Raw genomic sequence first — 18241 nt, 5'->3', positions numbered from 1 at the left:
ATGAGTGCTAAAGCGATTCTTAGCGCGGAGTTTTTCCCTCCGCGCGATATTGCCGCACAGGAAAAACTTGTGCGTTCAGCGAAATCCTTAATGGGGTTAAACCTTAGTTACGTGAGTGTGACATTTGGGGCAGGAGGCTCCACCCGCTCGGGTACAGCGGATGCGGTGCAGCTTTTACAAAACTTGGGTTTTGATGTGGCGCCGCATTTATCTTGTATTGGCGCAAGCAAAGCCGATATTGCTGAGATTTTGGATTATTATCAACAAAAAGGCGTGAAGCGATTAGTGGCATTGCGCGGGGATTTACCTTCCGGTATGGGAGGGGTTGTGGGCGAGTTGCGTTATGCCAGCGATCTGGTGGCATTTATTCGCGAACACAGTGGGGACGCTTTTCATATCGAGGTAGCCGCTTATCCAGAAATGCACCCACAGGCCCTTTCTTTTGATGAGGATGTGCGTCATTTTGTCCATAAGGTTAACCAAGGAGCAGACGCAGCGATTACGCAGTATTTTTATAGCGCTGGTGCTTACTTTGATTTTGTGGAGCGAGTACAAAAAGCTGGTGTCACGATTCCTATCATCCCTGGCATTATGCCTATTACTAATTCCTCACAGTTGTTACGTTTTTCAAATATGTGTGGGGCGGAAATTCCTCGGTGGATTCGCTTACGCTTAGCGGATTTTGGTGACGATCGTGCCTCTATCCGGGCGTTTGGTTTAGATGTGGTCAGCCAATTGGCACAAGACTTAATTGATGGTGGCGCGCCGGGCTTGCACTTTTACACGCTAAACGGCGCGGAAGCCACCATGAATATTGTTAATCGTCTTAGCTTGTAAAGGTCGGGGCAGGTACCGCCCAGCCTTTGTCAGTTAATACGGCATCAAGTGGCACATCATGGGCTTGAGGGTGATAAGAATAAGACGATAAATCGCCCACAGCCCATGCTATTCCAATACTAATAAAAGGGTGGGATTGGGCTTGGAGCTGTGCTAAAGTGCGATCATAGTAGCCTTTACCATAACCTAAGCGGTCGCCTTGACGACTAAAGCCCAGCGTGGGCACAAGAATAATATCCGGATGGGGGGCAATCTCCAGTGTATCGGGTTCTTGAACGCCAAACAGCGCGCTTTTCATGGGGGTGGTAGGCTGCCAAGGCTTAAATACCAGTGGGGCGTTCTCTGCAACTATACAGGGTAGGCTAAGACGTAACTGCTTATCATCCGCCCATTGCTGTAAAAGCGGCTGTAGATCAGGTTCTTGAGCTAATGCCCAAAACGCAGCAATATGTATAGGCCGATCTGGGTGAGACCATTGCTTTTTATAGCTATTTAACCACGTAAATAAACGGCCGCGCATCAATAGGGCACCGCGTCGGCAGTCGGCTGGGTCTTGTTGGGCGCGTAAGCGCAGTAGGGTTTGACGTAAATCAGTTGGGTTTAGAGACATAAGCTTTTCTTTAAAAGGGCGAATACATGGTAATGCAATTACGGTATCAGAAAAAACAGGTTTCAGGCAGGTTTTGGTCTGGACAACGTTTTTCTTCACAAGTGGCGCTTTGGGTAGGCAGCTTGCTATTAGTTGGCTGCGCTGGAGCTAATGCGCCCTCTGATTCGAATGCACAAGTCCAAACCCAGACAGTAGTTAGCCAAAAAGCAGCACCACCCCCCGCCATGCGTTGGCAAGGCTTACCGCCTGTCCCAGCGCAAGCGCGTCAAGCTGTTTTACAGGCTCGAGAGGCAGTACAAGCCAAAAACTGGAAACAGTTAGAGGCGTTGGTCCAGCCGGCAAAAGCCGATCCGGTGCTGGGTGCTTATCCTGCCTATTGGCATTTGCGTCAACAGCTCTACGATACAACACGTCCTGTGCCTTCAGATCAGTTGTGGCAGTTTTTACGTGAGTATGATGATGAATACTTAGCCCAACGCTTAAAAGGGGATTGGGCCATTGCGGCGGTGCGAGCCGGTGATTTTGCTTTGATCAATCAGCTAAATCCAGCAGACTTAGGTAATACACAGGTACGTTGTGCGGTGGCCTATGGTTTACATATGCAGGGGCAGCGTTTAGACACAGAGGCTTTGTTGCGTTCGTTTCGGCCTGGGGCGACTTGCTGGTCGTTATTAGACCAACTATGGTCCGATAAGGTGGTGGGCTTTCAGGCTGTGCGTGATTTAATGCGCGCCGCTTTAGAACAGGGCAAAACAAACGATGCGCGTCGTTTTGCCGCCATTATTTTTGATGGTAAACAAATGCAGGATTACACTGCCTTGATGAAAACGCCTCGTCAATGGCTAGATAAGAAAACCACGGTACAAGGGCAAGCCGATCAGGAGCTTGTCACATTGGCTTTATCACGCTTAGCTCGTGAAGCAAATCGAGCCACGCAGGCTCAATATATTGAACAAAAGTGGCAAAGCAAACTGCCGCAAGAAAATATAGATTGGGTGTGGGGGCAGTTTGGGTTAGTGCCGGCCTTGCGGGTGGAAAACGATGCTGCGCGTTGGTATAGAAAATCAGGGAAAAGCCCAAAAACGGATTATAACCATGCCTGGGAAGTGCGGGCTGAGCTTCGGCAGTATCCAATTGACTGGGTGCGGGTAGAGCAAGCGATAGCAAAAATGTCGGCTCGACAGGCATCAGAGCCGGTGTGGGTGTATTGGCGTGGTCGTGCTTTGGCAGCACAAGGCAAAGGCACCGAGGCGCAAGCAGCCTTTATGTCGATTACGGATGACTTGGGTTTTTATGGCCAGCTAGCTAATGAAGAGCTCGGGCGAGCTATTCCGTTGCCGCCTGCTCCTCCTGCTGTGACTGCTGCCGATATGCAAGATGTGCAGACTCGTCCAGCGTTATTACGTGCGCTAGAGTTATTTAAACTGGGTTGGCGCCCAGAAGCGACTGCAGAGTGGGGGTATGGGATCCGAGGAATGAGCGATAGACAGTTACGCGCCGCTGCAGAGCTAGCACGTCACCATCAGGTTTATGATCGGGTCGTAAACACCTCATTGCTGACCAAACAGGAAATTGATTTTAGCCAACGTTTTGTTGCGCCATTTGAGGGTAAAGTTACAGAAAAAGCACGTTTAATTGGCTTGGATCCCGCTTGGGTATATGGCTTAATCCGGCAAGAGTCGCGCTTTATGACGGATGCCCGCTCTGGCGTGGGGGCATCGGGTTTGATGCAGCTTATGCCAGCAACAGCCAAATGGACTGCCAATAAAATTGGTATGAAAACCTTTAAGCCCGCCATGGTCAATGACTTTGAGGTCAACACAGTCTTGGGGACAAACTATTTAAATATGGTATTACAGCAGTTAAATGGTTCCGAGGTATTGGCTTCGGCTGGTTATAACGCGGGACCTGGGCGTCCCATTAATTGGCGCTCACGTTTACAAGGCCCTGTAGAGGGGGCGATATTTGCTGAAACCATACCGTTTACAGAAACCCGCTTATATGTAAAAAATGTACTGTCTAATGCCACTTACTATTCCATGGTGTTTAGCGGTCAACCGCAATCATTAAAGCAGCGGCTTGGTACGATTGCGCCGCAGGCAAGAGCAAAAACGGAGCTACCCTAATGCGCTTGTCGGATACGCAGCAGCAGGCGCTGCAAGCCTTATTTGGACCACAGGATCCGTTGTTAGCTGGGTTAGACTGCTATGTGGTAGGGGGTGCGGTACGCGATGCATTGCTTGGGTTGAAGGCAGGGGATAAAGACTGGGTCGTTGTGGGTGCCACACCAGAGCAGCTTGCTCAACGCGGCTTTATTCCAGTGGGAGGGGATTTTCCTGTTTTTCTTCACCCTCGTACCAAAGAGGAGTTCGCTTTAGCGCGGACAGAGCGTAAATCTGGGCGTGGTTATCAAGGCTTTACGTTTTATACTGGTGTGGACGTGACTCTGGAAGCCGATTTGCAACGGCGTGATCTTACCATCAATGCGATGGCCGTCGACGCGCAGGGGCAGCTTCATGATCCTTTGCATGGGTATGCGGACTTACAAGCACGTATATTACGCCATGTCGGCGATGCGTTTATCGAGGATCCAGTCCGGTTGTTGCGTTTAGCGCGTTTTGCAGCGCGTTTTTCTGATTTTTCTATTGCGCCTACCACGATGCAGTTTGCCACGGTGCTGGTAGAAAATGGCGAGGTTGATGCGTTGGTGCCTGAGCGGGTCTGGCAAGAGCTGCATAAAGCATTGGCTACTGAGCAGCCCTTGCGTATGATGGCAGTATTAGCACAGTGCGGGGCGTTAACGCGCATTTTGCCTGGGCTGGTGGTGAATACGCAGATTGAGCAGGCGATGACACAAGCCGTGCAGCAGGGGCTTACTACAGCACAGCGCTTAGCACTACTCTTGTGGCAAAGCCCTACTCGCCTTGCATTGGTTAAACAGCTGCGCACTCCTGCAGCCTATGTGGATTTAGTCCGACTTGTGCCGTTGTTTATTGAGCAGCTACAGTCAGACCTGAGTGCAGAGCAGGTGGCTCAAGCTTTACAGCAAATGGATGTATTACGTCGCCCAGAGCGCTTTGAAAGTGTGTTGCAAGCAGCTGCTTGCGCTATACCCTTAGACATTGAGCAGTGGCGCCAGTGGGCACACGCCTTTTGTGCGGTGGATGCCGGAGCGATTGCAAAGCACTATGCGGGCCAGGGCGCGGCGATCCCCCAGGCTATCTGGCAGGCGCGCCTTGCTGCCATTAGCGCTCATCTTTAGCGTAAGCAAAGGCCACAATGCAAGAAACCACCAAGGCACCCCCAATGATTTGCATGGTACTTAATTGCTGACCCAAAATAATCCAACCTAGGGTTAATGAGGCCACGGGTTCGATATTCATCGCAGGCGCATTCTGAGCTAGGTTTAGGCGGGGCGCCAGCATGAAAAGCGTAATAAAAGCCAGCGCATATAAGCTACTCAGTAAGATCAACGTCCCCCAACCAGTACCACTTTCAGGCCAGCTAAGGCCGCCAGGCATTACGCCTAGATGTCCTGCCGTAAAAGTGGTGATTAATACGGTGAGCATGGTGTAAAAACTACGGGCGCTGCCTTTAAGGTGCTTGAGTTTGTTTTCGGTGACCCACAAACCAATAGAAAAAGAAAAGGCGGCGGTAAGCGCAAAAGCAATGCCGGTGAGCCAAATATAAAGATGGTCCGTGCCGGCTTCGATTAGGCTTGGGATATCAAGCGCCAGAAGCAGGCCGATGAGAATAATTCCCATGAGCACACTGGCTTTACGGCTGGGTGGTTTCCCCCCTAAAGCCCAAGAAAGCAAAGCCAGTTGTGCAGGAAAGGTATTAGCCGTTAATAGCGCAATGCCGACAGGAATACGGGTGACAGCGGAATAAATACAAATACTTTGTATTGCAATCAGTAAGCCTAATAGGATTTGCCATGGGGCAATAGACCAGCGTATGCGCAGACTTTGCTTTTGCCAAAGCGCAATCAGAGCGAGTAAAAGTAGGCTAATACCCGAGCGAAAAACCACAGCCGTTAGTAGCCCTGTACCATGGTCAAAGGAAATACGTGCGGCAATATGCGCACTGGCAAAACTACAGCCCACACATAATAAGATCAAAATTGCGATATGGCGGGCAAAAGATTGAGTAGGAACGGTATTCATGTGTCGCGCCTTTAGAGATAGTCACGACGGTCGCGAGCTGTGAAACCTAATAAAGGGGGCTCGATATGCTTGCCGATCGCCATAACCTTAAAGAGTTCACCCATTTCTGCTTCGGAGAGTAGTTTTTGTACGGCAGAGACTTGTTGGGTCCAGCTTTGAAGATGGGCGGGTTGCTGCATATCGAGTTGGGTTTGTAATTGTTCTAAATGTTGTGGTAGCCCGCTATTTAATAAGAAATGGGCTTGGGAGGCATAGCCAAGCACATCTAACTGCGCCGCGATAGCGGCATCCGCTATCGCGGTAAAATCCACATGAGCGGTAATATCTTGAAAGCCAGGTAGGATTAAGGACTCGTCATGAGCAAAATGACGGAAATGGCACATGAGTGTGCCCATATGGCGTTGGGGGTGGTAGTACTCGCGTTGACTAAAGCCGTAGTCAATGAGTAGAGCAGCACCTTTTTTGAGCCATTGGCCCATGGCTTGTATCCAGCTTTCAGCGTGTAAGTTGATTTCAGAGCGGTATCCAGCTAGATCAGGTAGGCGAGAGTGTGCCAACTGAGCCAACTCGGTTGAGGCTGGGCGACCTAATAAAACAAAAGGGCTCGGGGCAGAGGCAGATGTATCTGTGTTGAGCCCAACGCCTAGCTCTAGGATCGTGCCATTTTGGTCGCGTTGTACCAAATGGATGGGCATGGCGTCCAGTACCTCGTTAGCGATAACACAACCGGTAAAAGCAGACGGTAAGGTTTCCAACCATTGGACTTGCTTAGCAAATGGAGCAAGACGGGCTTGTTGGCGCTGTCGTAGTGTGGGAGATAGCTCTAAGATACAGTACTGTATGTTAGGGAGTCCCAATTGATTGAGGCTGACCAGTATGGACTCCGCTAACGCACCGGATCCGGCCCCGAACTCTAAAATTGTTGTCCCAGCACATTGTTGTAGAATTTGTTGTACTTGGTTTGCTAGGGTTTGCCCAAATAGGGGGGTGATTTCTGGTGCTGTAGTGAAGTCCCCAGCGGTATGAAATTTTGTGCTGCCACCAGTGTAATAGCCAAAATGGGGGGCATATAGAGCTGCTTGCATCCATTGATCATAGGGTAAAAAACCCTGATGGGCTTGAATTAGTGCGCTTAATTGAGCTTGATGCTGATCTAAAAGCGGTAATAACTCGGGCTCTAGGGCGGGAAGCCCACGGGGGTAGATCGGGGTATGAAGATGCTGCATGATGAAATCAACAATAGGGGTTAGTTTTGCCAAGCCTTGATTGTGCCATGAATGACAGATCAGGCGGGCACCGGTAGGATGAAGGATGGACAGCTTCGCGTTAGAATACGAATAGTATTCGCCTAAAGCGGCAGAGCCGTCTATCATAAACGCTTTATTATGCTTTTTTGCTAGAGATTATCAAATGCCACAATATCGTTCACGTACTTCTACTCATGGCCGTAACATGGCCGGCGCGCGCGCTTTGTGGCGCGCAACTGGGATGAAAGATGGGGATTTTGAAAAACCTATCATTGCTGTTGTTAACTCGTTTACCCAGTTTGTGCCGGGTCATGTGCATCTTAAAGACCTCGGGCAACTCGTGGCTCGCCAAATCGAAGCAGCAGGGGGAGTAGCAAAAGAGTTCAATACCATTGCTGTTGATGACGGAATCGCCATGGGGCACGACGGGATGCTGTACTCGTTGCCTTCGCGTGAACTGATTGCAGACTCAGTCGAGTATATGGTGAATGCCCATTGTGCCGACGCCATGGTGTGTATTTCAAACTGCGACAAAATCACCCCCGGCATGTTAATGGCGGCTTTGCGCGTTAATATCCCTGTGATTTTTGTATCGGGTGGGCCCATGGAAGCCGGTAAAGTCATGGCTAAAGACGGTAAAACCGTGGTGCGTAAATTAGATTTAGTAGATGCCATGGTTCAAGCGGCAGATGCTTCTGTCAGTGACGAAGAGGTGGCTGATATTGAGCGTAGCGCTTGTCCTACCTGTGGTTCATGTTCAGGGATGTTTACAGCAAACTCGATGAACTGTTTAACCGAAGCCCTAGGATTAGCTTTGCCTGGTAATGGTAGCCTAGTAGCCACACATGCGCGCCGCCGTGGGTTGTTCGAGACAGCCGGCTCGCTAATTGTAGAGCTATGCAAGCGTTATTATGAACAAGAGGATGATTCGGTGCTCCCACGTAGCATCGCCACGCGTGAAGCCTTTGAAAATGCGATGGCTTTAGACGTAGCAATGGGGGGGTCGACGAATACGGTGCTGCACTTACTCGCCGCCGCCCAAGAGGCCGAGGTGGATTTCACCATGGCCGATATTGACCGTATCTCACGTCATGTTCCCTGCTTGTGTAAAGTCGCTCCCGCGACTGAACAATATCATATGGAAGACGTGCACCGTGCTGGTGGCATTATGGGGATTTTAGGCGAGCTTGCACGTGCTGGTTTGCTAAACCTAGAGGTAGGCAATGTCCACAGCGGCACACTGGGCGAGGCCATTCAGCGCTGGGATGTGATGGGGCCAAACGCCAAAGCGGTGGATACATTTTATCGTAGTGCCCCAGGTGGGGTGCCCACTCAGGTCGCTTTTAGCCAAGATCGTTATTACGAGAGTTTGGATACGGACCGTGAAAATGGCTGTATTCGCAGCAAAGAACACGCGTATTCGCAGGATGGCGGGTTAGCGGTCATGTATGGCAACTTAGCAGTAAATGGTTGTATTGTGAAAACCGCTGGGGTTGATGACAGTATTTTGCAGTTTACTGGCAAAGCCCGTGTATTTGAAAGCCAAGAATCAGCCGTTGATGGGATTTTAAATGGCAAAGTCGTAGCGGGCGATGTTGTAATTATTCGCTATGAGGGGCCTAAAGGTGGTCCTGGTATGCAAGAAATGCTCTACCCGACTTCTTACTTAAAATCCATGGGGCTAGGTAAAAGTGCGGCCTTATTGACCGATGGACGTTTTTCTGGTGGTTCGTCTGGCTTAGTGATTGGCCATGCTTCTCCCGAAGCAGCAGAGGGCGGTAATATTGCCTTGGTCGAAGATGGTGATACCATTGAAATTGATATTCCAAACCGTCGTATTCATTTGGCTATATCTGACGAAGAACTACAGGCTCGTCGCGATGCGATGAATGCCCGTGGCAAAGACGCTTGGCAGCCTACAGAGCAGCGAGATCGTGTTGTATCTCAAGCCTTACGTGCTTATGCGGCGCTGGCTACCTCGGCCGACCGAGGCGCCGTGCGTGATGTCAGCCAAGTCTTACCTAAATAATACATAGGTGTGTCATGCTCAGCTCACAGCAAAAACGTACTCAACAACAAATTATTACCGAACTTGGTGTAAAACCAGAGATTTCTGCCGAGCAGGAGCTCACTGAGCGCATCGCTTTTATGAAAGACTATGTGCGTCAAAGCGGTGCCAAAAGTTTAGTGATCGGTATTAGTGGTGGGATTGATTCGCTCGTTGTGGGCTGCATGGCACAGCAAGCGGTAGAGCAGTTGCGCGCAGAGCAATACGATGCGCAATTTATCGCGTTACGTTTACCTTATGGGGTGCAAGCCGATGCACAGGATGCCGAAGACGCGATTCGGCATATTCAACCCGATCGCTTTTTGCATATCAATATTCAGGCGGCAACCGATGCCATTCAGCACGCATTAAAACAAGCCGGGCAAAATTTTTCTTCACCTCAGCAGCAGGATTTTGTACTGGGTAATGTAAAAGCTCGACAGCGTATGGTGGTGTGCTATGCCGTAGCGGCAGCGAATGCCGGCCTAGTATTGGGTAGTGATCAGGCCGCCGAGGTGCTCATGGGGTTTTTCACCAAATACGGGGATGGCGCTGCGGATCTGATGCCTCTGGCTGGACTAACTAAGCAGCAGGTGCGTGATTTAGCGATGCAGCTAGACGTACCTTCGCATTTGGTTCATAAAGTGCCGACCGCTGATTTAGAATCCTTAACCCCTTTGCGCCCCGATGAGGCCGCTTTTGGTTTAAGCTATGAGGATATTGATGCTTTTTTAACAGGACAATCTGTTAGCTCCGAGGCATTTGATATTATTGTGCGTCACTATCGCCAGGGCGCACATAAGCGACAACTTCCTGCATCACCTCTGAAGGCCTTTTGACGCGTTTATGCAACCTGTACTCCCTCCGTTTTTGATTGCCCGCTGGCTGCTTTTATTAGTGGTATTAGCGGGTTTATTTTTTCTTAAAGATTTTATTGTTCCGGTTTTAGGGGCTTTAATCATTGGCTTGGCGAGCTGGCCAGCGTACACGCGGCTACTTGCTTATTTTAAAGGACGATCTCTGGTTGCCGCTACGGTAGCAATTTTAATTGTGATTGGGGTGATTATTGCTCCGCTGTCATTTGCTTTAACTTATGTCATTAAAGAGGCTAGCTCTTTTGTGGTGTGGGCGTTGGCAGCAAACCGATATGGCATGCCTGTACCGGATTGGATTCCGTCACTCCCTGTTATTGGTGCTAGGATCACAGAATACTGGGAACTGTATTTAGGTGAGCCTCATGCTTTAGGGGCTTTGGTCGAAATGGTCAGTGGTGAGCACTTGGGTAATATATACCGGATGGTATTGAGTGCTACGGGTAATGTTTTTCATTTGTTGCTCACACTGTTGTTTTTATTGATTACGCTATTTTTTATCTATAAAGACGGTTATCGTATTTTGGCGCAAATTGATATTGTGGGTGAGCGCATTTTGCCGACGCGTTGGCAGCGTTTTTCACGCGTGGTGCCCGCAACCGTAAACTCCACTGTTACAGGCATGGGGCTAATTGCGCTTGGCGAGGGGGTCGTATTAGGGATCGCTTACTGGATTGCTGGCGTTCCATCTCCCGCATTATTGGGTGCCGTGACGGGCTTTATGGCGCTTATTCCTGGGGGCGCACCGCTGTCTTTTACATTGGTTTCCCTGTATTTGGTTGGTTCTGGTAAAACCGTGGCTGGTATAGCTTTATTTTTATGGGGGGCTATCGAGCTATTTATTGTGGATAAAACCTTGCGCCCTCGTTTAGTAGGTGGGCCGGTCAAGCTTCCTTTTTTACCTACCTTTTTTGGTTTGGTGGGCGGTGTGAAAACGATGGGGATTGTGGGGCTATTTATCGGTCCGGTTCTGATGGCTTTGCTAGTAGCCATTTGGCGTGAATGGGTGCATAACGGAGCGCATCCGTCTGTGCAGTAATTGCCTTGTGATATAGGGTCAGTACACTATAAAGAGATGTTTATATCGTTATATTGATTAGGAGATGTAGATGATGGGTGACACCACAGAGCGTTATGGTACGCTTTCGCGTTTTTTCCATTGGTTTATGGCGTTGGGATTTGCGTGGATGTTTTTAACCGCTTGTGCCCGTTTTATTGATAAAGATGCTGCTTTTACTAAAGCGGTGTTTCAATATCATGGGCAAGTGGGTTTTACCATTTTATGGTTAGGTGTGCTGCGTATATTATGGGCGATTAGTCAAAGCAAACATCGTCCACACAATAACACCATAACTAAGCTTGGGCATTTGGCTTTATATGTATTAATGCTAGCCGTTCCTTTTATCGCAGTGTTACGTACCATTGGTAGCGGTCGCCCTTTTACCTATTGGAATACGATTCCTATTTTATCCGGTTCTGACGAAAAAATTCAGTGGATGGTTGATTTAGGAAATAGCTTACACGGTAATTTGGGCTGGTTGTTGTTTTTATTGATTGCTGGGCACATTGTCATGACAATTAAGCACCGAATTGCTGGTGGCGAGGAAGATGTGATGCCACGTATGCTAGGTAAATAGACAGTAAAAAAAGAAGGGCTTTCGGAAAACGAAGGCCCTTTTTAAATTAAGGTTAACTAAAGAACGAGAGAAAATCGGTTTAGGTGTTATCTGTGTTGTTTTTATGATGGCGGTGTTTACGACGATCGTCTTTGCGACGCTCTTGGATCGTGACGGTGCCATCGGTTGGATGCACGAGTAAGCGAATACGTTTTTCATCTTTGTCGACCACACGTGCTATATAACCGTAGCGACTACTGCTGATACTACGTATATCTTTGTCTTGATAGCCGGCTTTTTCTAATGCTGCATAGGCTTGCTTGAGTGTCATCCACTCGGAGCGAGCAGGAAGCTCAGCTTTAGGTGCTTTACCGCCTTTAACGTCCGGAGCATCGGCTTGATTGGCGGCAACGATAATGGTGTTCATCGGGGTAACAGGCTGGGTGGCCATGACTGGGGCACTGATTAAGGCAGCGGTGGTAGCGATAGCGGCTAAAGTTGGGATCGTTACTTTCATTGTTTCTCCTTAGAAGGAACGCGAATCATCAATGACTCCATTGTGCAGGAATCCGGATGAACCCAAAATGAAGCCGTTGTTCATCATCGGTTCATCTTGTTTGTCCTATGCTTTTTATTTGGTGCAAGTCTAAAACTCCTTCATGCGTCTCTTTTTTTTAGCCCTTTGCTTATGGATTGGTGTGAGCACGACCGTGTCTATGCCCACGCACGCCTCGAGCCTATCACCAGAGCAACGGCGCGAAGCCCGGCACCGTGGTGATATCAAACCACTTCGTTGGGTTTTGCGCCAAATTCATCACCAGTATCCAGGGCGTGTTCTCGATGTGGACTTGGATCGTCACCACCATCAGTACATCTATAAAATTCGCTTGTTGCAACATGGGGGATATGTGCTTAAGCTTTATGTCGATGCCCGGACAGCAGAGGTCTTAAAAGTAAAAAGTCGTAAAGCCCAAAGGAAATAAACATGCGTATTTTGGTTGTAGAAGACGACCTCAACTTATTACAACAAGTCACCGAGTCATTACAAGCACAGGGGTATGTGGTGGATACCGCTACCGATGGCGAGCAGGCCCATTATATGGGGGCGGTAGAAAGCTATGATGCTGTTGTTTTGGACCTGGGCTTACCACAGGTAGATGGCCTCACCGTCCTAAAACGTTGGCGTAATGAACAAATCACGTATCCAGTGCTGATTCTTACCGCGCGTGATACATGGCATGAAAAAGTCAGTGGCATTGATGCTGGTGCTGATGACTATTTAACCAAACCCTTTCATATTCAGGAACTCTTAGCCCGCATACGGGCTTTATTACGTCGTGCCGCTGGGCAAGCCAGTGCAACCTTTGTGTGTGGGGATTTGGTGCTGGATACACGACAATCCCAGTTTTTATTTGCCCATCAGCCCTTAACGTTAACTGGGCACGAGTACAAGGTTTTAGCTTATTTAATGCATCACGCTGAGCAAGTCGTATCCCGTGCTGATCTCACCGAGCATATTTATGCTCAGGATCAGGACCGAGACTCAAATACCATCGACGTGTTTATTGGGCGTTTACGTAAAAAAATTCCAGCAGAATACATTCAAACTGTGCGTGGCTTGGGCTACAAGCTCATTAACCCCCATGCTTAAAAAAACGCTCACCAAGCTCTCACTAACACAGCGTTTATTGGTTGGAGCGATGCTGTGGGTGTTTTGCAGTTTATTGGTAGCAGGGGCATTGCTGAACCAGCTTTTTCAACAACATATTGAAGAACAGCTGCATAAAGAACTCAATATGCATATGATGCAATTGATTGCACAGATGACGCTGGACTCAGCAGGGCAGCTGGGGCTTTCGCAGGCATTAAATGACCCCCGCTTTGAGCAGCCGCTTAGCGGTTTGTATTGGCAGATTGATGTGTCGTCCCAGCCTTTGTTGTTCTCGCATTCTTTATGGGATGAAACCTTAACCCCACCGCGCTTACAAATTGATAAAGAAACGTGGTTTCGCTATAAGGATCCAGAGCTTGGGGAGCTCTATGTGATAGGGCGTAGTATTGCGTTAGCTGAGCCCTCTCATGCACAACGTTATCAAGTATGGGTGGCGGCACAAAAAAGCTGGATTGCTGAGCCTTTACAGCGTTTTGTGTGGATGCTGGTGTTAACGTTAGCGGTTTTGGGCTGTGTGCTGGTGGTGGGGGTATGGTGGCAACTAAAACTGGGTTTACGTCCTTTGCGCCAGTTACGCCAACGACTAGCGGCCGTTCATGAGGGGCGCGCAAACTCTATCGATGGTCAATATCCACAAGAGATCCAGCCATTGGTTTCCGAGTTTAATCGGGTCTTGCGTAGTCAGGCCCAGGTAACTGAGCGTGCGCGCACCCAAGCGGGAAATTTGGCCCATGCGATTAAAACACCCTTAGCAGTATTAGCTAATGCAGCGAAAAAACCGGATCCGCAGCTTGCGCAACTGGTGTTGCAGCAGATTCATGCTGCGCAAGAGCAAGTGGATTATCATTTATCACGCGCTCGTGTGGCGGCAGCGGTAAAAACCGTAGGGGTGCGCACAGAGATTTTGCCCGCTTTGCATAGTCTCGTGAAACTACTGCAACGTGCTTATGAGCCTAAGTCGGTACAGGTTGAGCTGCTTTCAGGGCAAAAAGAGTTGTACTTTAAAGGCGAGGCTCAAGATCTGCATGAGATTTTAGGTAACGTGCTGGATAATGCTTTTAAATGGTGTGAAACGCGGGTACAGGTGCAAGTACAGCGGGCAGAGGCCTTAGGTCGACCAAATGCATTAAAAATCACCATCGATGATGATGGTAAAGGAATCGCCGCTTCAGCATATTCACGTATTTTTCAGCGGGGTGTGCGTGCGGACGAGTTGGCTCCCGGCTCAGGGCTCGGTTTGGCTATTGTGGCCGATTTGGTGTTGCTGTATGGGGGGAGTATCGAGGCGATGCGCTCACCATTGGGAGGCTTGCGCATCGAAATTTATTTTCCTTAGTTTGTGGTTGCCATTTGACGCAACATAAAGCGTTGCAGTTTACCGGTTTCTGTACGTGGTAACGCTTCCACGAACTCTATGGCGCGCGGGTATTTATAGGGAGCGGCATTTTGTTTAACAAAATCTTGCAGCTCTTTAATTAATACTTCGCTTGGTTCTGCTTCGTCTTTTAGCACGATAAAAGCTTTTAGGATTTGGCCACGAACTTCATCAGGAATACCGATCACACCGCATTCAGCTACTGCTGGGTGTTTGAGCAAACAGTCTTCAACCTCTGGACCGGCAATGTTATACCCAGATGAAATAATCATATCGTCATTGCGAGCTTGATAATATAAATAGCCATCATCGTCCATGATGAATGTATCGCCGGGTAAATTCCATCCCCCTTGGACAAACTGTGTTTGACGAGGGTCGCTCAGGTATCGACAGCCCGTAGGGCCGCGTACTGCCAAACGGCCGACGGTACCGTTAGGAACAGGTTGCAGCTGATCATCCACGACCTGAGCCTCAAAACCAGGCACAACTTGTCCAATGGCTCCCGGGCGAACGTCTTCGGGACGGCTAGAGACATAAACATGAATCATTTCGGTGCCGCCTATGCCATCGATCATCTCGATCCCTGTTGCTTTTTTCCATAACTCTCGCGTAGCCTGTGGTAAGGCTTCACCCGCTGAGACTGTGCTGTGCAGACTTTTTAGGGAAAAGTTTTGAACAAGTCCTGCCATTTGGCGATAGAACGTGGGGGCGGTAAACGTCATTGTGACCTGAAAGCGATCGATGTACTCCAGCATCGTGCGCGGGTTTAGGCTTTCTGCTAGTACAGCGCTGGCTCCTGCGCGTAAAGGAAAGCAGAGCAAACCACCTAATCCAAAAGTAAAAGCTAAAGGTGGGGTACCACAAACTTTATCTTGTGGCTGTAAGCGTAAAATATGCTTGGCAAAAGTGTCACACATGATTAAGACATCACGGTGAAAGTGCATACAGCCTTTTGGCTGACCGGTGGTACCGCTGGTAAAAGCGATGAGGCACACATCATCTGCCGCCGTATCACAGGCGGAGAAATCCGTAGGTTTAGTTTTAGCCAGCTGTTCCAGACTTTGTGCTTGATCCGAGTTAAAAAACATAGCCGTTTGCAAAAAAGGGCTGTAATGAGGGTGCTCTGGATCCATGCAGTAGTTTAGTTCTTCGGCTAAGCGTTGGTCGCACACAGCCGCTTGCACTTCGGCTTTATCTAAAATGGTTTTAAGTTCTACGGCACGCAGTAAGGGCATGGTGGGTACGGTGACCAGACCCGCTTTAAGTGCGGCGAGCCAGCTCGCTGCCATCATCAGGTTGTTGGGACCACGTAATAAAATGCGATTACCACTGACTAACCCCATGTCCTCGACAAAAACATGAGCAATTTGATTACTGAGCTGGTCGAGCTCTCGATAGGTGACGTGCTTTTTTTCATTATTCTCCAGCCACTCTAAAGCGATATGGTCGCCAAAGCCATTATGCACTTGTTGGCTCAGGAGCTCGATGGCCGCATTGAGTCGTTTTGGGTAGGCAATGTCTGGGTTGTTGTCCAGTAATAAAACAGGCCATTGATCTAAGGGCGGTAAATGATTGCGTGCAAATTGGTCTACGAGCCCAGTGGGTTCCATAGTGACTCTCCGAATAAATAGTTTACTTCTTAATTTTAGCCATCTAAAGTAAAAATAAATGCCCTTTTTTCTAGGTGAAAACCCCATTTTTAGCGTAAACCCTCCTATGTTTTGCTCCTTAAGACAGTAAAGTAAGGCATCTTTTATGGTTCAACTAAGATGAGAAAAAGCATGAAACTAAAACAAATTGCATGTGTTTTTGGGGTGGTGGTAGGGGTTGGGCTCAGCACATTGTCATGGGCGCAAGTAAAAATAGGAACCATTGCTTCTTCCACGGGTGTGGTGTCTGCTATTGGGATTCCTCAGCGTAATACCGCGATGATGCTACCTGAAAAGATTGGGGATTTAAGCATTCAATATATTCATCTAGATGATGCCAGTGAGCCAAATAATACGGTGACTTCGGTTAGAAAACTGATCACAGAAGAAAAAGTCGATGCCATTATTGGGCCTTCGGGCACGCCACATGCGCTTGCTTTGATTGATTTGGTCAGCGAGGCTCAAACTCCATTATTGGCTCCTGTGGGTTCTATCTCATTGGTGTTGCCCATGGATGAAAAGAAAAAATGGGTTTTTAAAACCACGCAAAATGATGGTTTAGTAGCAGATAAGCTTTTGCAGCATATGCAAGATAATGGGGTGAAAACACTAGGTTTTATTGGCACCGCCGATGCATATGGTGAAACATGGTACGGTGTCATGACCGAGCGATTGGAGCAGTATGGAATCCGCTTAGTAGCCAATGAGCGCTTCAAGCGCCCGGATACCTCAGTAACCGGTCAAGTGTTAAAACTGATGAGTGCTAATCCCGATGCGGTATTAGTGGCGGCGCCTGGCGGGCCGGCGGTATTGCCCCAAGCTAGCTTATATGAGCGCAATTATGCTGGCACGGTTTATCAAACACATGGGGCGGCGATGAACGACTTCCTGCGTTTAGGGGGTAAAGCCGTTGAGGGAACCATTTTAGGTGGGAGCTTGATGTTGGTGCCTGAACAAATCGAAGATGACAACCCCTCTAAAGCCATTGCTCAGGATTATATGCAGCGCTATAACGAAAAGTACGGTCATATGCCCGCGACCTTTGGGGGGAATGTGTATGATGCTGGGTTGTTATTGGTCGCAGCATTGCCGGTAGCGGCTGAGCAAGCGCAGCCAGGTACAGAAGCGTTCCGTCAAGCTCTGCGCACCGCGCTAGAAAACATTAAGGAGCTGCCAGGCACGCAGGGCATTTACAACATGACCCCCGACGATCATAGTGGGTTTGATGAGCGCGGGGTCGAGTTATTGACGGTTAAAAATGGGCAATGGGAGCGAGTGCATTAAACAGCACAATACATGCTGATAAAGCACATAGCAATGCAAAGCCGATTTGTATATAGGTAGGGGGAATTTTCGGGGCCACAATACGACCACCGATCATTCCTGCCACCACAAAGCCAACAAAAGGCCAAGTAGCCGGATGCTGCAGGGCTGAGCTAGATGTGAGTGCATTGAGCACTGTGACGGCGGAAACCAATGCGATCACCATCAATGAGGTGGCGACAATACTGTGAATCTTTAAGTTAGTAAAACGTTTGAGCATTGGCACAATAATAAAACCACCACCCACGCCAAGTAGGCCGGTTAATAGGCCAGATACCGCACCAATACTACCAAGTGTGAGGGTGCTGGTTTTATTCCAGATAAATTTACCCGTGGTTTCCGATATCATGCAGGCTTTGGGCGTTGTTGGGGTGTCCGCTTGCCCGGATTTTTGGCTGCGGCGTGCTTGGTTAAACATGCGTGCAGCAACAATAAACATCACACCACTAAATAACACCATTAACCAGAACTCAGGTAAACGCTGTGCAAGCCACACCCCAAAAGGGGAGACAACCCCCCCAATTACCGACATCAGTAAAGCGGCTTTATAACGTACCATCCGGCGCCGCAAACCGTCGAGGGCACCAGTTAGGGCCGCTAACCCAACGGCAATAAGCGCAATAGGGGCGGCCGTAGTCATACTTAGTCCCACCCCTAAAACCAAGGCGGGCACCGCTAAAATCCCGCCACCTGCTCCTGTGAGGCCAAGGGTGAGCCCCACCATAAAACCAAGAATGCTGCTGATCATTTTTTAAGCACATAAGAAAAAGATGTTTATATTATAACCTTATATGCTTATTACTTTATTTCATATGGTTGGTCGTAAA

Annotated in this window: 17 protein-coding genes; 11 read left to right on the top strand and 6 right to left on the bottom strand. The window is 48.8% G+C overall.

The genetic code is table 11. From position 1 onward, the window contains the following. The gene (gene metF / locus ABD980_RS06880; RefSeq protein WP_345370560.1) at positions 1–837 is read left to right on the top strand and encodes a methylenetetrahydrofolate reductase [NAD(P)H]; all 837 of its coding nucleotides are present in this window, start codon (positions 1–3) and stop codon (positions 835–837) included. On the opposite strand, the gene ABD980_RS06875 is transcribed toward metF, so the two are convergent. Continuing rightward, positions 827–1447, bottom strand: coding sequence for a 5-formyltetrahydrofolate cyclo-ligase (locus ABD980_RS06875; protein ID WP_345370558.1), 621 nt, complete (start codon positions 1445–1447; stop codon positions 827–829). The two genes, metF and ABD980_RS06875, sit on opposite strands and share 11 nt — an antisense overlap. A 26-nt stretch (positions 1448–1473) precedes the next feature. Between ABD980_RS06875 and ABD980_RS06870 the strand changes: the two genes are divergently transcribed. Next, entirely contained in the window at positions 1474–3573 is a 2100-nt protein-coding gene (locus tag ABD980_RS06870; RefSeq protein ID WP_345370556.1) for a lytic transglycosylase domain-containing protein, read from the top strand. Beyond that, a complete protein-coding gene (locus ABD980_RS06865; RefSeq protein ID WP_345370554.1) occupies positions 3573–4709 on the top strand; it encodes a tRNA nucleotidyltransferase/poly(A) polymerase-related protein in 1137 nt (378 codons plus the stop codon). The genes ABD980_RS06870 and ABD980_RS06865 overlap by 1 nt, the downstream gene beginning before the upstream one ends. Here the strand turns inward: ABD980_RS06865 and ABD980_RS06860 are convergent. After that, a complete protein-coding gene (locus ABD980_RS06860; RefSeq protein ID WP_300646933.1) occupies positions 4693–5613 on the bottom strand; it encodes an EamA family transporter in 921 nt (306 codons plus the stop codon). The genes ABD980_RS06865 and ABD980_RS06860 overlap by 17 nt on opposite strands. A gap of 11 nt (positions 5614–5624) precedes the next feature. After that, positions 5625–6839: a class I SAM-dependent methyltransferase gene (locus ABD980_RS06855; protein ID WP_377536147.1), complete on the bottom strand. Its 1215-nt coding sequence runs from the start codon at positions 6837–6839 to the stop codon at positions 5625–5627. A 184-nt stretch (positions 6840–7023) separates the two neighbouring features. Between ABD980_RS06855 and ilvD the strand changes: the two genes are divergently transcribed. The 4 genes from ilvD (at position 7024) to ABD980_RS06835 (ending at position 11416) form a co-directional block, all read left to right on the top strand. Further along, positions 7024–8889 (top strand): dihydroxy-acid dehydratase, encoded by a 1866-nt coding sequence (gene ilvD / locus ABD980_RS06850; RefSeq protein WP_260649444.1) that lies wholly within the window; start codon positions 7024–7026, stop codon positions 8887–8889. Between the two features lie 14 nt (positions 8890–8903). After that, positions 8904–9746 carry an ammonia-dependent NAD(+) synthetase gene (nadE, locus tag ABD980_RS06845; protein WP_345370549.1) on the top strand — a complete coding sequence of 281 codons (843 nt, stop codon included), beginning with the start codon at positions 8904–8906 and terminating at the stop codon, positions 9744–9746. Positions 9747–9753: 7 nt separating this feature from the next. Beyond that, on the top strand, positions 9754–10818 hold the full coding sequence (locus ABD980_RS06840) for an AI-2E family transporter (RefSeq protein ID WP_300646936.1): 1065 nt from the start codon (positions 9754–9756) through the stop codon (positions 10816–10818). 70 nt (positions 10819–10888) lie between these two features. Next, positions 10889–11416, top strand: a complete 528-nt coding sequence (locus ABD980_RS06835) for a cytochrome b (protein WP_345370547.1) — start codon at positions 10889–10891, stop codon at positions 11414–11416. Between the two features lie 79 nt (positions 11417–11495). On the opposite strand, the gene ABD980_RS06830 is transcribed toward ABD980_RS06835, so the two are convergent. Further along, entirely contained in the window at positions 11496–11912 is a 417-nt protein-coding gene (locus tag ABD980_RS06830; protein ID WP_300646937.1) for a hypothetical protein, read from the bottom strand. Between the two features lie 181 nt (positions 11913–12093). On the opposite strand from ABD980_RS06830, the gene ABD980_RS06825 reads away from it, so the two are divergent. From ABD980_RS06825 to ABD980_RS06815, 3 genes are read left to right on the top strand one after another with little or no spacing between them, the layout of a single operon-like run. Beyond that, entirely contained in the window at positions 12094–12378 is a 285-nt protein-coding gene (locus ABD980_RS06825) for a PepSY domain-containing protein (RefSeq protein WP_300646938.1), read from the top strand. A 2-nt stretch (positions 12379–12380) separates the two neighbouring features. Then, positions 12381–13046, top strand: a complete 666-nt coding sequence (locus tag ABD980_RS06820; protein ID WP_260649438.1) for a response regulator transcription factor — start codon at positions 12381–12383, stop codon at positions 13044–13046. Further along, complete coding sequence (locus tag ABD980_RS06815) at positions 13039–14403, top strand: ATP-binding protein (protein WP_345370543.1); 1365 nt, start codon at positions 13039–13041, stop codon at positions 14401–14403. The genes ABD980_RS06820 and ABD980_RS06815 overlap by 8 nt, the downstream gene beginning before the upstream one ends. Here ABD980_RS06815 and ABD980_RS06810 read toward each other — a convergent pair. After that, positions 14400–16052 carry an AMP-binding protein gene (locus ABD980_RS06810; protein WP_345370541.1) on the bottom strand — a complete coding sequence of 551 codons (1653 nt, stop codon included), beginning with the start codon at positions 16050–16052 and terminating at the stop codon, positions 14400–14402. The genes ABD980_RS06815 and ABD980_RS06810 overlap by 4 nt on opposite strands. A 171-nt stretch (positions 16053–16223) precedes the next feature. On the opposite strand from ABD980_RS06810, the gene ABD980_RS06805 reads away from it, so the two are divergent. After that, positions 16224–17375: an ABC transporter substrate-binding protein gene (locus ABD980_RS06805; RefSeq protein ID WP_300646941.1), complete on the top strand. Its 1152-nt coding sequence runs from the start codon at positions 16224–16226 to the stop codon at positions 17373–17375. Here the strand turns inward: ABD980_RS06805 and ABD980_RS06800 are convergent. After that, positions 17344–18162: a sulfite exporter TauE/SafE family protein gene (locus ABD980_RS06800; protein ID WP_300646942.1), complete on the bottom strand. Its 819-nt coding sequence runs from the start codon at positions 18160–18162 to the stop codon at positions 17344–17346. The two genes, ABD980_RS06805 and ABD980_RS06800, sit on opposite strands and share 32 nt — an antisense overlap. Positions 18163–18241: the final 79 nt, after the last annotated feature.

The organism is Paenalcaligenes hermetiae (genome assembly GCF_039543645.1).
In the GTDB taxonomy this organism is placed as follows: Bacteria; Pseudomonadota; Gammaproteobacteria; order Burkholderiales; family Burkholderiaceae_B; genus Paenalcaligenes; species Paenalcaligenes hermetiae.
This window is presented reverse-complemented; position numbering and strand designations above follow the sequence as displayed.